General features: G+C 63.8%; 12 protein-coding genes. 6 read left to right on the forward strand and 6 right to left on the reverse strand.

The genetic code is table 11. The annotated features are described in order from the left end of the window. Positions 1–15 precede the first annotated feature (15 nt). Positions 16–531, reverse strand: a complete 516-nt coding sequence (locus ACVJ5M_RS34830) for a YcgN family cysteine cluster protein (RefSeq protein ID WP_014496718.1) — start codon at positions 529–531, stop codon at positions 16–18. Positions 532–822: 291 nt separating this feature from the next. Between ACVJ5M_RS34830 and ACVJ5M_RS34835 the strand changes: the two genes are divergently transcribed. Genes ACVJ5M_RS34835 through ACVJ5M_RS34845 form a run of 3 tightly spaced genes read left to right on the forward strand, consistent with a single transcriptional unit; the run spans position 823 to position 4,277 of the window. Further along, complete coding sequence (locus ACVJ5M_RS34835) at positions 823–3,108, forward strand: transglycosylase domain-containing protein (RefSeq protein WP_071915626.1); 2,286 nt, start codon at positions 823–825, stop codon at positions 3,106–3,108. Between the two features lie 9 nt (positions 3,109–3,117). Beyond that, a complete protein-coding gene (locus ACVJ5M_RS34840; protein ID WP_063984558.1) occupies positions 3,118–3,696 on the forward strand; it encodes a DUF1214 domain-containing protein in 579 nt (192 codons plus the stop codon). Continuing rightward, a complete protein-coding gene (locus tag ACVJ5M_RS34845; RefSeq protein WP_063984559.1) occupies positions 3,693–4,277 on the forward strand; it encodes a DUF1254 domain-containing protein in 585 nt (194 codons plus the stop codon). The genes ACVJ5M_RS34840 and ACVJ5M_RS34845 overlap by 4 nt, the downstream gene beginning before the upstream one ends. A gap of 347 nt (positions 4,278–4,624) precedes the next feature. Here the strand turns inward: ACVJ5M_RS34845 and ACVJ5M_RS34850 are convergent, their stop codons facing one another. Beyond that, positions 4,625–5,317: a glutathione S-transferase family protein gene (locus tag ACVJ5M_RS34850; RefSeq protein ID WP_063984560.1), complete on the reverse strand. Its 693-nt coding sequence runs from the start codon at positions 5,315–5,317 to the stop codon at positions 4,625–4,627. On the opposite strand from ACVJ5M_RS34850, the gene ACVJ5M_RS34855 reads away from it, so the two are divergent. Further along, entirely contained in the window at positions 5,304–5,516 is a 213-nt protein-coding gene (locus ACVJ5M_RS34855) for a hypothetical protein (protein ID WP_155257828.1), read from the forward strand. The two genes, ACVJ5M_RS34850 and ACVJ5M_RS34855, sit on opposite strands and share 14 nt — an antisense overlap. A gap of 207 nt (positions 5,517–5,723) precedes the next feature. Continuing rightward, complete coding sequence (locus ACVJ5M_RS34860) at positions 5,724–6,662, forward strand: transcriptional regulator GcvA (RefSeq protein ID WP_063984561.1); 939 nt, start codon at positions 5,724–5,726, stop codon at positions 6,660–6,662. 72 nt (positions 6,663–6,734) lie between these two features. On the opposite strand, the gene ACVJ5M_RS34865 is transcribed toward ACVJ5M_RS34860, so the two are convergent. From ACVJ5M_RS34865 to ACVJ5M_RS34875, 3 genes are all read right to left on the reverse strand, one after another. After that, the gene (locus ACVJ5M_RS34865; protein ID WP_063984562.1) at positions 6,735–7,481 is read right to left on the reverse strand and encodes a sulfite exporter TauE/SafE family protein; all 747 of its coding nucleotides are present in this window, start codon (positions 7,479–7,481) and stop codon (positions 6,735–6,737) included. A gap of 129 nt (positions 7,482–7,610) precedes the next feature. Next, a complete protein-coding gene (locus tag ACVJ5M_RS34870; protein ID WP_231144430.1) occupies positions 7,611–8,207 on the reverse strand; it encodes a superoxide dismutase in 597 nt (198 codons plus the stop codon). A 25-nt stretch (positions 8,208–8,232) separates the two neighbouring features. Beyond that, positions 8,233–9,129: a DUF1259 domain-containing protein gene (locus ACVJ5M_RS34875; RefSeq protein ID WP_354099373.1), complete on the reverse strand. Its 897-nt coding sequence runs from the start codon at positions 9,127–9,129 to the stop codon at positions 8,233–8,235. A 708-nt stretch (positions 9,130–9,837) separates the two neighbouring features. Between ACVJ5M_RS34875 and ACVJ5M_RS34880 the strand changes: the two genes are divergently transcribed. Next, entirely contained in the window at positions 9,838–10,620 is a 783-nt protein-coding gene (locus tag ACVJ5M_RS34880; RefSeq protein WP_063984565.1) for a sulfite exporter TauE/SafE family protein, read from the forward strand. A gap of 7 nt (positions 10,621–10,627) precedes the next feature. On the opposite strand, the gene ACVJ5M_RS34885 is transcribed toward ACVJ5M_RS34880, so the two are convergent. Further along, on the reverse strand, positions 10,628–11,800 hold the full coding sequence (locus tag ACVJ5M_RS34885) for an MFS transporter (protein ID WP_063984566.1): 1,173 nt from the start codon (positions 11,798–11,800) through the stop codon (positions 10,628–10,630). Between the last annotated feature and the right edge of the window lie 21 nt (positions 11,801–11,821).

Genomic DNA, 11,821 nt, shown 5'->3' on the forward strand with positions numbered 1-11,821 from the left:
GACGTCGCAGGCGGGTCAGTCCTTCGGACGTCGCTTCAGGCGTGCCCGTTTCGGCAGCTGCGCCGGCCATTGCACGATGTGGTCCTCGAGCTCCTCGTCCGGGATCTCCTCCTCGCTGCCCTCGACCCGGCCGCGGACGGAGACGCCGGCTTCATGAACGGTGTTGGGATCGCCCGAGACCAGCGGATGCCACCAATAGAGGTCGCGCCCTTCCGCGACCAGCTTGTAGCCGCAGCTCGGCGGCAGCCAGTTCAGGGTGCGGACATTGGCCGGGGTCAGGCGGACGCAGTCGGGAACCTTGGCGGAGCGATTCGGATAGTCTTTGCAGCCGCAGGTCCCGGCATCGAGCAGCTTGCAGCCGACATGGGTGAAATAGATGTCGCCGGTATCCTCGTCCTCGAGCTTGTTCAGGCAGCAGCGGCCGCAGCCGTCGCACAGGCTCTCCCATTCGGCCGTCGACAGCTCTTCCAACGTCTTGGTTTTCCAGAAGAATCCTTCCTGGCCTGAAGGTCGTTTGGGAGCTGCGGTCATGCGCCTCAACAAGGGTTCGAAAGAGCTACGGCTCGTTCATCTACGGCGTGCGGCCGGGACGCTGCAAGCAACGCCCAATTGAGGCCCGTAATGAACCGGGGTCAATTAGGCCTGTTGTTCAAAATCGCGAGCCTGACCATTGGTTTATGGGCCCTGCTCGGCTAGAAGGAACAGCAAGTCCCCTCGGACGCGAACCGGCGCCTTGGGTTTGCCGTAACATTCCCTCAAGACGTCTCGGTGCCGCCCGGCCGGGTGCCTGAACGCTGTCGAACCGAGCCTCAAGGGTTCTAGGTGGTCCAGAACACACCATCCAACTGGAAGAGCCGCATCCGGAATTTCTTTCTGGATCTCGACGCGCGCATCGATTCCTCGCTGTTCTCCTCCGCCAAGGGCATCCGCGAGCTCTACGAGCGCTACTCGACCTTCATGGACCGCTTCTATGTCGGGCGGTGGAAGCGCTGGGTTTTCATCGAGCCGCTGTCGGAGGCCGCGACGCTGGGCCTCGGCGGCCTGGTCGTGATGCTCACCCTCGCCATCCCCGCCTTCCGCGAGACCGCGGACGAGGACTGGCTGAAGAAGTCCGACCTGGCGGTGTCGTTCCTCGACCGCTACGGCAACCCGATCGGCAGCCGCGGCATCAAGCACAACGACTCGATCCCGCTGGAAGACTTTCCGGACGTGCTGATCAAGGCGACGCTCGCCACCGAAGACCGCCGCTTCTACGAGCATTTCGGCATCGACATCGCCGGCACCGCGCGCGCGCTCGTCACCAACGCCCAGGCCGGCGGCGTCCGCCAGGGCGGCTCCTCGATCACCCAGCAGCTCGCCAAGAACCTGTTCTTGAGCAACGAGCGCACCATCGAGCGCAAGGTCAACGAGGCCTTCCTGGCGGTCTGGCTGGAATGGCGCCTGACCAAGAACGAGATCCTCAAGCTCTATCTCGACCGCGCCTATATGGGCGGCGGCACTTTTGGCGTCGACGGCGCAGCCCACTTCTACTTCAACAAATCCGCGCGCGACGTGACGCTGGCCGAAGCCGCGATGCTCGCCGGCCTGTTCAAGGCGCCGACCAAATACGCGCCCCACATCAACCTGCCCGCGGCGCGTGCCCGCGCCAACGTCGTGCTCGACAACCTCGTCGACGCCGGCTTCATGACCGAGGGCCAGGTGTTCGGCGCCCGCCGCAACCCGGCCTTCGCGGTCGATCGCCGCGACGAGGCCTCGCCGAACTACTATCTCGACTACGCCTTCGACGAGATGCGCAAGCTGGTCGACACCTTCCCGAAATCCTACACCGAGCGCGTCTTCGTGGTGCGCCTCGCGATCGACACCAACGTGCAGAAGGCCGCGGAAGACGCCATCGAGAACCAGCTGCGCCAGTTCGGCCGCGATTATCACGCGACGCAGGCCGCGACCGTCGTCTCCGATCTCGACGGCGGCATCCGCGCCATGGTCGGCGGCCGCGACTATGGTGCCAGCCAGTTCAACCGCGCCACCGACGCCTACCGCCAGCCCGGCTCGTCGTTCAAGCCTTACGTCTACACCACCGCGCTCCTCAACGGCTTCACGCCAAACTCGATCGTGGTCGACGGTCCGGTCTGCATCGGCAATTGGTGTCCGCAGAACTATGGCCATTCCTATTCCGGCTCGGTGACGCTGACGCAGGCGATCACGCGCTCGATCAACGTCGTGCCGGTCAAGCTGTCGATCGCGATCGGCCAGAAGGAACAGCCGAAGGCGCCGAACCCGGCCAAGCTCGGCCGCGCCAAGATCGTCGAGGTCGCCCGCCGCTTCGGCCTCAAGGCGCCGCTGCCCGACACGCCGTCGCTGCCGATCGGCTCGGACGAAGTCACCGTGATCGAGCACGCCGTCGCCTACGCCACCTTCCCCAACCGCGGCAAGGCGGTGACGCCGCATTCGGTGCTGGAAGTGCGCACCGGTGCCGGTGATCCGGTCTGGCGCTGGGACCGCGACGGTCCGAAGCCGCGGCAGGCGATCCCGGCCTCCGTTGCCGCCGACATGGCCGGCATGATGAGCCACGTCGTCAGCGAAGGCACCGCGCGCCGCGCCGCGCTCGACGGCATTCCGACCGCCGGCAAGACCGGCACGACCAATGCGTATCGCGACGCCTGGTTCGTCGGCTACACCGGCAATTTCACCTGCGCGGTGTGGTACGGCAATGACGACTATTCGCCGACCAACCGCATGACCGGCGGCTCGCTGCCGGCGCAGACCTGGCACGACATCATGGTCACCGCGCATCAGGGCGTCGAGGTCCGGGAAATCCCCGGCATCGGCATGGGCCAGAAGCTGCCGCCGCAGCCGACGGCAGCGCAGGCCAATGCGGCGCCGAAGGTGCTGGAGACCAAGCCCGGCCCGCCGCCCGTGCTGACCAAGCGCGGCGCCGACGTCCTGGTGCGCGTCGAGAAGCTGCTCGATGACGCCGCCAGGACCGCGACCAAGGCGGCTGCCGACGACGACAAGCTGGCCAAGCCGGCGTCGTCGACGAGCGCGCTCGCCTTCCCGCAGAACTATGCGGAAGAGAATGCGAATGCATCCGTCCCGCGCAAGAACTGATCGAAACCCGTGCGGCTGATCCTGATCACATTGACGGCCCTTCTGCTCGCGAGCGTGGTCGGCGTCGGCGCGACCTGGATGACGACGACGCGCGGCACCGAGATCGGCGCGCTGACCATCGGCCCGTGGACCGCCCGCCCGCGCACCGGCACCGCCGACGTCGATCCCTATTCGCGCGCCACCATCGTGCGCAATGGCGAGCTGCCGATCGGCACCGGTGACGGCGTCGCCTTCACCGCGACCGCCGACGAGAAGAAGAAGGCGCTCGACGGCCGCTGCGACGTCATCGTCTCCGGCGTGACGCCGCCGGCGCGGTTCTGGACGCTGACGCTGTACGACCGCAAGGGCCACCTCGTCGCCAATTCGCTGCAGCGCTATGGCTTCACCAGCCAGGAGATCGTGCGGCAGTCCGACGGGACGTTCGAGATCCGCATCGCCTCGCGCTCGCGCGCCGGCAACTGGCTGCCGACCGGCGGCATCGAGCGCTACGCGCTGATGCTGCGCCTCTACGACACGCCGGTCGGGGTCGCGACGCGCACCCAGCGCGATGCGCCGATGCCCACGATCAAGACGGTGGGCTGCTCATGATCCGCCTGATGTTCACCATCGTCGCGGGCGTGGTGCTGGGCCTCGTGGTCCATCTCGTCAGCGTGCTGGCGCTGCCGCGGATCGCGACACAGGACGCCTATTCGCGGCTGACGCCGATGACCAAGCTCAATGCCGTGACGCAGCTTCCCCTCGCCGATCCCAACAATTCGCCGATGCCGTTCATGGACCCGGCCTTCGCGATCGCGATCTGCCGCTACGACCTCACGGGCGGGCCGCTCAAGCTCACGGTGCCGGTGAGCCAGGCCTACACCTCGGTGTCGTTCTACACCCGCAACGAGATCGCCTATTACGCCATCAACGACCGCTCCGCCGGCAAGAAGGTGATCGAGCTCGACCTCATGACCGAGCCGCAGCACAACGAGCTGCCCGAGGACGAAGAGATCACCGCGGCCGACCGCCTCATCATCGATTCCCCTGCTACCACCGGCCTGATCGTGATGAAGGCGCTCGCCGCCGAGCCCGGCCTGATGCAGCAGGCGCAAAACTCGCTTCAGGCTGCGACCTGCGCGCCGCAGACAGAAGCGCCCGCCAAGGCCGAAGCGCCGCGCGGACGGCGCTGAGCGCGGCCGTTTCGGCGAGCCGCAATACAAAAACTGAAAAACAACCCCATGCACAGTAGCGGGGGCATTGAAACTGTTAGCTAATCTGAACGACCGATCAGCAGCAGCGCGACCTCAGCGGCGAGACCATTTTGGCCGCCTTTGACACGTCGGGCAAAACACTGGCATGATGGCAACATCGAAAGTTCGTAACACCCGCGGCGGAGCAATCCGCCGCGTTTTTCATGTCGTAGCACAGGTTGCCGTGATCTAAGGATCACCGTCGTCCCCCGCCGCTCGAAAACGCAATCCACTGCGTCGGGTACCTGGCGGAAAGTCCCTGCCCCCAGTGTCAGTCCAAGCCTAGCTCAATATCTCGGGCGGTGCGAGTGCGCCCACTCGCGGGCATGCGCAATGGGCGCGCGCGGCGGCAGGATCGCGCGCAGCTTCTGCGTCGTCGGCAGGCTCTCCATGCGCTCCCGCCATCGACAGAAGGCCGGATATTTCGGGTACATGGCCTTGCCTTCCTCCGTCAGGCTGAACGCAAAGGTGCTTGGCAAAAGGTAGAAATCCGCGATCGAGAGTTCTGGACCGAGGAGGTAGTCCCGACCATCGGCGAGCTCGCGCTCGATGGCCACGAGTGCGTTCTCGACCTTGGGCAGTGCGTGCGCCACCACCTTCTCGTCGGATGCAATCCCGAGCTCGGGAAACACCAGCCGCTCGTGGGTCACATGGTAGATCATGTAGGGATAGACGTAGGAATCGACGACACCGATCCATTGATTCATGCGAGCCCGCGCGTGCGGGTTCTGCGGCGTCAGCCGTGCTCCCGCGAACACCTCGTCGATGTAGCCGACGATGGCGCGCGTCTCGTAGACGGTGAAGTCGCCGTGCCGGAAGATCGGAACGCGGTTGAACGGATGGAGCGCGAGATGCTCGCTCCTGCCCATCACGGGCTCGAGGTCCTCGAAGCGGTAGGCCACGTCCTTGTGGGTGAGGACGAGCCGCACGATGTTGACGAACGTGCTGCGGGGAAAGCCGTAAACGATGGTCTCGGACATCTTTTCTCCTCCCGGTTCGCTTGCTGTCGATCGGGCTCGATCAGCGCCAGAACGGCTTGTTCGCTTGCTCCAAGGCCTCTTCCCGGGTGAGCCCGAGATCGGCAAGGAGATGGGGATTGTCGGCAATCGCGCGAAGATCGTCGCGCTGATTTATCCGCTCGATACGGGCAAGCCATCTGCCGATCAACGCCTGCCATGAATTATGTTTATGATCCGCAGCCGTCGCGCTGCGTCGAACTCGCGCCGGAAAACCGCGAACGGCAATAGGTATTGACATTTATTGCCTCCAACTCCCATGATTTCGTGTCGTGGCCGCCTGCATAGGGCCGGCAGGGCAAAGTCCGCAAAGCATCGTTTCTCGGGCCAGCCCCAATTTTTCTCATGAAGTCCCTCAGGAAGGTTCGTCATGCGCCCGCGTTTGCCACCGCTGAACGCACTAAAGGCCTTCGAAGCCGCAGCCCGCCACGAGAGCTTCACGCGGGCCGCCGAAGAGCTGTGCGTCACGCAAGGTGCGGTGAGTCATCAGGTCAAGGCGTTGGAAACGGAGCTCGCCATCAAGCTGTTCAGCCGCGAGCGCCAGCGCCTGATCATCACGGAAGCGGGCCGCGACTATCTCGCGGTGATACGTGATGCGCTGGACCGAATTGCCGCGGGTACGGAGCGGCTGTTGCAGCGACAGAACGCAGGCGTGCTCACGGTCAGCACGTCCCCGGATTTTGCCGCCAAATGGCTGGTGCATCGCCTCGGCCATTTCGCGGAAGCGCATTCGGGAATCGATCTCCGCGTCTCGGCAACGATGCATCACGTCGATTTTGCGCGTGAGGAGGTCGATCTTGCGGTCCGCCATGGCGATGGAAACTGGCCGGGCCTCGATGCCACAAGGCTCTGCACGGAACGGCTCTTCGCCGTGTGCAGTCCCAAGCTGCTGTCGGGACGCCGCCGCATCGGCGGGGTCGCGGATATCCTGAGATTTCCCCTGATCCACCTCGACAGCAGGTCCGACTGGGCAAATTGGCTACGTGGCGTCGGCATTGACGACGCCGATGTCACGCATGGTCCGGTGCTCAATCGCGCCAGCATGGTCATCGATGCCGCAATCAACGGCCAGGGCATCGCCCTGGCCCGCACGACATTAGGGGCCTGGGACCTGATCAATGGACGGCTGGCGCTGCCCTTCCCGGAGTCGGTGCCATTGTCGAAGAGCTATTGGATCGTCTGCCCCAAGGCGACCGCGTCACTTCCGAAGATTGCGACATTTCGTGACTGGCTGCTCGCGGAGGCGTCGAGCGACCTGCGCCTGCTTAAATCCGTCATCGGGACACCAAAGGCAGCGAGGCGGCGATAGGCCTCTTTCCGGCGATTTTCTCGTCCGCGGAGAATAGTCCGAGGTGGTAAGCCGCCGGGGATTCGGCTGATATCAACGCAGTCCGAACGACAGCACCGATGCGATCAGCGACAATCCCGCGAGCAGCAGAAGCGCCAGCACGGTCCTGCGGAAGGTCTCGTCGTTGATCTTGCCGAAAAGTTTGAAGCCGGACCAAAGGCCCGCGACCATGAAGGGAACGCCCAATGCGTATAGCATCAGCGTTTCCTTCGTTATGGTACCGGCTACGGCCTGAGAGCTCGAGATGACAACGAACGCCACGAACAGCACTGGCTGAAACACCGCGCGCTGCACGTCCTTGGGCCAGCCGCGCCATTGGCAGGAAATCGTCGAGATCACGCCGCCGAGCCCTGTCAGGCCGCCAAGCAAGCCGTTGGAGACGCCAATGGCGATATCGGCTCCGACTCCGATCTTTACCGGAGCGAATACGGGCTTCGTCAGGCCGTAGATTGCGTAGAGCACCAGCAGGACCCCCACACCAAATCGGAGGTAGCTGGGGTTCAGGTAAGCGAGAATGCTGACGCCGATCGGGATGCCGATGACAGTTCCGAGCGCGAGCGGCCAAGCCTTCCGAAGGTCGAGGAGATGTCGCAGCTTGAAGATGCCGTAGCCCTGCGTGAGCAAGCCGTAGCCTGCGATCAAGGTAGCGGTCTGCATCGGCGTGATGATGTGCAGCCATACGCCCGACACCACGAGGCCCATGGCGAATCCGGAAAAGCCGCTGACGAAGCCGCCAGCGAGCGCGGCAAGTGCGAAGAGAGCGAAGACAGGTCCATCCATGGGTCGTCTCCCCAAGAACAATGCAGGCGAGCACTTGGATGGATATCCATCTGATGGGGAGGTCGCGGGTCCCCGCAATCGATCACTCGTTTGGCAATACCTCGGCGTCCTACCCCCCTCCCGCCTCTTTCAGGATTCCCCGGCGTATCGATCGTACAATTTGGCGGCGTTCTCCCAGCGAATGGCCTCCATGTAGACGTCGACATAGCGGGCGGCGGCAGCGCCGAAATCCATGTGATAGGCGTGCTCATACATGTCGAGCACCAGCACCGGCCGACCGCCGGCGAGCGTTGTGGTATGATCTGCGGCCCATTGATTGATGAGCCGCCCGTCACGGGGTGAATAGGCAAGGATCACCCAACCCGAGCCACCGCCTTCGGCCTTGCCCATGGCCGCGAATTCCGTACGCCAGCGCTCGATGCTGCCAAAGTCGCGCGCAATCGCATCGGCGAGAGCGCCGCTCGGCCTCTCGGATCCACCAAGACCGTCGAAGTAGATCTCGTGCAGGATCATCGAGTTCGTTGCGATCAACTCCTCGCGCTTCAGGCCGTTGATGAGAAAGTTCGGCGCCTTCGCGAAATCGAGCTCTGCGAGCTGCGCGCCAATCGCGTTGAGCCGCTTCACGGCTCCGCCGTAGTTGTTCTCGTAGTGGCTGACGAGCACCTTTTCAGAGATTCCGCTGATCGACTTTGGATCGAACGGCATCGGTTTGGCTTCGTAACGCATCGGGCTTCTCCTTCTAATCCTTGGCTCAACTTTTCGTGCTGGCAGTCTTGTCCAGGGCCGCGCGCAAGCCTTCGGCGAGCTTCACGGCATCGTCGTTCGCCCAGAAGTGCATGAAGAAAAGCCGCGGCTGCTCATCCAGCATGTGGCTATGCAGCGCGGTCACCTCGATGCCGTGCGTGCGCAGCGCCAGAATGACAAGGTTGACCTCGTTGCCCGTCAGCACGAAGTCGCCCGTGATGGCCGCCTTCCCGCCCCCCGTCGGCTGGAAGTTGATACCGATCGCAACGCCCATTGGGGCGACAGGGGTCAATGGCATGCCATCTTGCGTGATCGGATCACGTCGCTTCACGTTGAATTGGTAGACGCCTCCGTTGACCTGTCCCTTGCTGCCGATAATCTGGTCGAGCTTCGCGGTGTCTAGGTCCACGGCCGGCGGCGGGCTCGCCGGCGCTGCGACGGTCAATGGAGTCTTGCTTTCGGCAAGTGCATCGTGGATCGCAGCGGCGAGCTTGACCGGGTCCCCGTGCCCGGCAACATGCATGTAGAACGTCGCCGGACTCGCGCGCAGCAGATGATTGTGGATGGCGGTGATCTCGAGGCCGTTCGCGATCATCTTCGCCATCACGGGATTGATCTCGGTTTCGAGCAGCACGAGGTCGCCCATGACCATGGCGCCGCCGTGCCCAGGCTTGAACGCAACCCAGCCGCCGAGCGCCAGCGCCGGCTGGATCGTCACCCCGTCCAACGTCACGGAGAGATCGCTGCGGGGAAAGCCGTAGCGGTGGACGTCGTCCGAAACGGCGGGCTTGCGGCCCAGCGTCTCGTCAACCTTCTGCCAGTCGATGTTCTGCGCTTGAGCCGTCGAGACCGAGCCAAGGAGGCAGGCGCCGAGACCGATGAACGTGAAGAGTGTGTTTCTCATTGATGTGCTCCTAGGTCTTGAAGCAGCTGCGGCTAATCACGCCCCGAGATCGATCGCATCGGCCCATCAAGCGGGAGGTCCAATCCTGGACGTCGCGCGAGCGTCGCCCGGCGCCGGGTATCAGGCGGGGGTCGGCTGAGACGTCCCCGTCAACGCGCGCATCGATAAGCGCCGGCGTATTCGCCGTGCCGATCAGTCTAGATAATCTGCCGGAAGAAATGGGGATGTATGATGCTGACATGCTGCGCCCTTGGTGATTAAGGACGCGATACTTGGGCATGTCGCCTCACGGGGAGATCGCACATCCCCGTAGCGGCGAATTAAAACCCGGATGGCCGAACTGTCAACCTGCTTAAGTCGGGGAATGCAGAAGTCATCGGAGGCACGTCACGAGGATAGCGCCGACGGTTTGGAACCTTTGGCACGTCGAGCAAAAGACCCGCATACAGGCAGCATCTAAAGTTCGTAACACCCGCGCGGAGCAATCCGTCGCGGTTTCATGTCGGAGAAAAGCGAGCCATGATCGAAGGATCGTCATCGTCCCCTGCCACTCGAAGCCGAGTGGACGTAAGTTTGCAACGCCCGAGATTCTAGACTAGCCTGTTCCTCTGCCCCACTCCCTGCCGTAAGCAGGTGTGAAGCTCCCCGCCACGACGGATTACGGGCAAGTCCAGTTTTGCGCACCAGCGCATTTTTTCCGTCGTGTCCATGCGAAACAATTCCGCCGCGTTCGGCTCGGGCGCAATCATCGGTACCTTGGGCGGCCTCATCGGCCTCGGGGGCGCTGAATTTCGTCTGCCGCTGCTCATCAGCTTGTTCAGGTTTCGCGGTCTTGAAGCCGTGGTCCTCAACAAGGCGACGAGCCTGATCGTGGTGGCCAGCGCGCTGCCATTTCGTGCCCGCGCCGTTCCCTTTGCCGAAATATATGCGCATTGGCCGGTCATCCTGAACCTGCTGGCTGGCAGCCTTGTTGGCGCCTATGCCGGAGCATCCTGGGCGACGCGCCTCAAATCCGAAACGCTCTACAAGATCATAGCCGTCTTGTTGCTGCTGATCGCAGGTGTGCTTCTGTTCGCGCACAGCACTGCGGCAGCAACCGCCCCGGCGCTAGCCGGCATGTACCTGATTATCGCGGGCGTAGCGGCAGGCTTCGTGATTGGCATCGTGACGTCGTTGCTCGGCGTTGCCGGTGGAGAATTCCTGATCCCCACCCTGATCCTGCTGTTCGGCGCGGACGTCAAGCTGGCAGGCAGCCTCTCACTCGCGGTAAGCCTTCCGACGATGCTGGTGGGCTTCGCGCGCTATAGCCGCGATCAAAGCTTTTCAGTGCTCCGCGCCAACTGGCAGTTCATGCTTGCAATGGCGATCGGATCGATCGTCGGTACATTCATCGGCGGCTTGCTGCTCGGCGTTGTCCCGAATTCGATTCTTTTGCCGGGATTGGCTGTGATCCTGGTCATCTCAGCCGTGGAGATATGGCGGCACGAGTAGAGCTGGCTCAGGCGTGATACGTTCGATCCATCCGCGCCCAGAGCAGCGCGAACGGACCCAACGCAATTCCCGCCGCAAGAACGATGAACGCCAGCAGCCAGCCGGTCGCGCTCTGCGGACCGCCGGCGGCGTCGAGCGCGGCGCCGGTTCCCCAGGCTCCAACCGCCGACAGACCGAAGCCGACCGTCGAATGCAAGGCCAGGGTCGCACCGCGATGTTCGGAAGTCGCCGCGGCAGACATGCCGGCAGTCAACGCACCTGAATCGGCGGGCACGGTCAGGCCATAGGCGAGCAGCAGCAGTGCGAGCACCCATGCCGGCGCCGTCGCGTTGAGGCCGATGATAAGTGCGACGCAGGCCGATGCGATCATGACGATCGTGATCGCCCGATGGCGGCCGAATTTCAGCGCGGCCTCGTTGCCGAGGATGCTTGCGGGCATCGAGATCACCGCGAAGCAGAAGCTCAGCACGACGGGACTCAACCAAGACGGCGCGCCCTGGTGCGCAACGACGAAGGTCCAGAACCCGACCAGCCAGGTGCGGATGCCGTAAAGCTCGAAGCAGTGCGCGCCATAGCCGAGGATGTAACCGAGCGCCTCGCGGTTGGCGAAGACGGGTGCGAAGTTGAGCAGACGTCCCGCCTTCGGCGCGGACCGCTGCTCCCGCATCAGAAGGCACGCGACGACCATGGCGACGGGACCGAGGCCGGTGACGAGGAAGGCGGTGCGCCACCCCCAGCGGTCGGCGATCAGTTGCGCGACCAGGAACGAGAGGCCAACGCCGACCGAGAAGCTCGAGGTGTACAGTGTGACGGCGCGTGAGGTGTTGCCGGCGGGAAGCCGGTCCGTCAGCGCCTTCAGGCCCGGCATGTAGGCGCCGGCAAATCCAAGCCCTGCAAGGGACCAGATCGCGGTGGCCGACCAGAACCCTTGCGCGAAGATTCCGAACGCTGCGGTCGCGAGCCCGCTGACGATCGAGCCCCAGAGCAGGACAATCCTCGCGTCGATCCGGTCGGTCAACGTCGTCAGCACGGGCACCGCGAGCATGTAGCCGAACGCATAACCGCTCGCCATCAGGCCGCCTTCGGCAGCGGAGAGGCCCCACTCCGGCATCAAATGCTGCGCCAGATTTGCGGACAAGGTCACATGCGGCAGGAGGTTGCCGACCTGCCCAATGCACATCACCGCAATCAGAGACCGACC

It is taken from the genome of Bradyrhizobium sp. S3.7.6, assembly GCF_054061875.1.

Bases quoted from the DNA above. Each gene is read 5' to 3' on its own strand.
- ACVJ5M_RS34830 (WP_014496718.1), bottom strand. From the start codon at position 531: ATGACCGCAGCTCCCAAACGACCTTCAGGCCAGGAAGGATTCTTCTGG.
- ACVJ5M_RS34845 (WP_063984559.1), top strand. From the start codon at position 3,693: ATGATCCGCCTGATGTTCACCATCGTCGCGGGCGTGGTGCTGGGCCTC.
- ACVJ5M_RS34855 (WP_155257828.1), top strand. From the start codon at position 5,304: ATGGTCTCGGACATCTTTTCTCCTCCCGGTTCGCTTGCTGTCGATCGG.
- ACVJ5M_RS34850 (WP_063984560.1), bottom strand. From the start codon at position 5,317: ATGTCCGAGACCATCGTTTACGGCTTTCCCCGCAGCACGTTCGTCAAC.
- ACVJ5M_RS34860 (WP_063984561.1), top strand. From the start codon at position 5,724: ATGCGCCCGCGTTTGCCACCGCTGAACGCACTAAAGGCCTTCGAAGCC.
- ACVJ5M_RS34865 (WP_063984562.1), bottom strand. From the start codon at position 7,481: ATGGATGGACCTGTCTTCGCTCTCTTCGCACTTGCCGCGCTCGCTGGC.
- ACVJ5M_RS34870 (WP_231144430.1), bottom strand. From the start codon at position 8,207: ATGCGTTACGAAGCCAAACCGATGCCGTTCGATCCAAAGTCGATCAGC.
- ACVJ5M_RS34875 (WP_354099373.1), bottom strand. From the start codon at position 9,129: ATGAGAAACACACTCTTCACGTTCATCGGTCTCGGCGCCTGCCTCCTT.
- ACVJ5M_RS34880 (WP_063984565.1), top strand. From the start codon at position 9,838: ATGCGAAACAATTCCGCCGCGTTCGGCTCGGGCGCAATCATCGGTACC.
- ACVJ5M_RS34885 (WP_063984566.1), bottom strand. From the start codon at position 11,800: ATGTGCATTGGGCAGGTCGGCAACCTCCTGCCGCATGTGACCTTGTCC.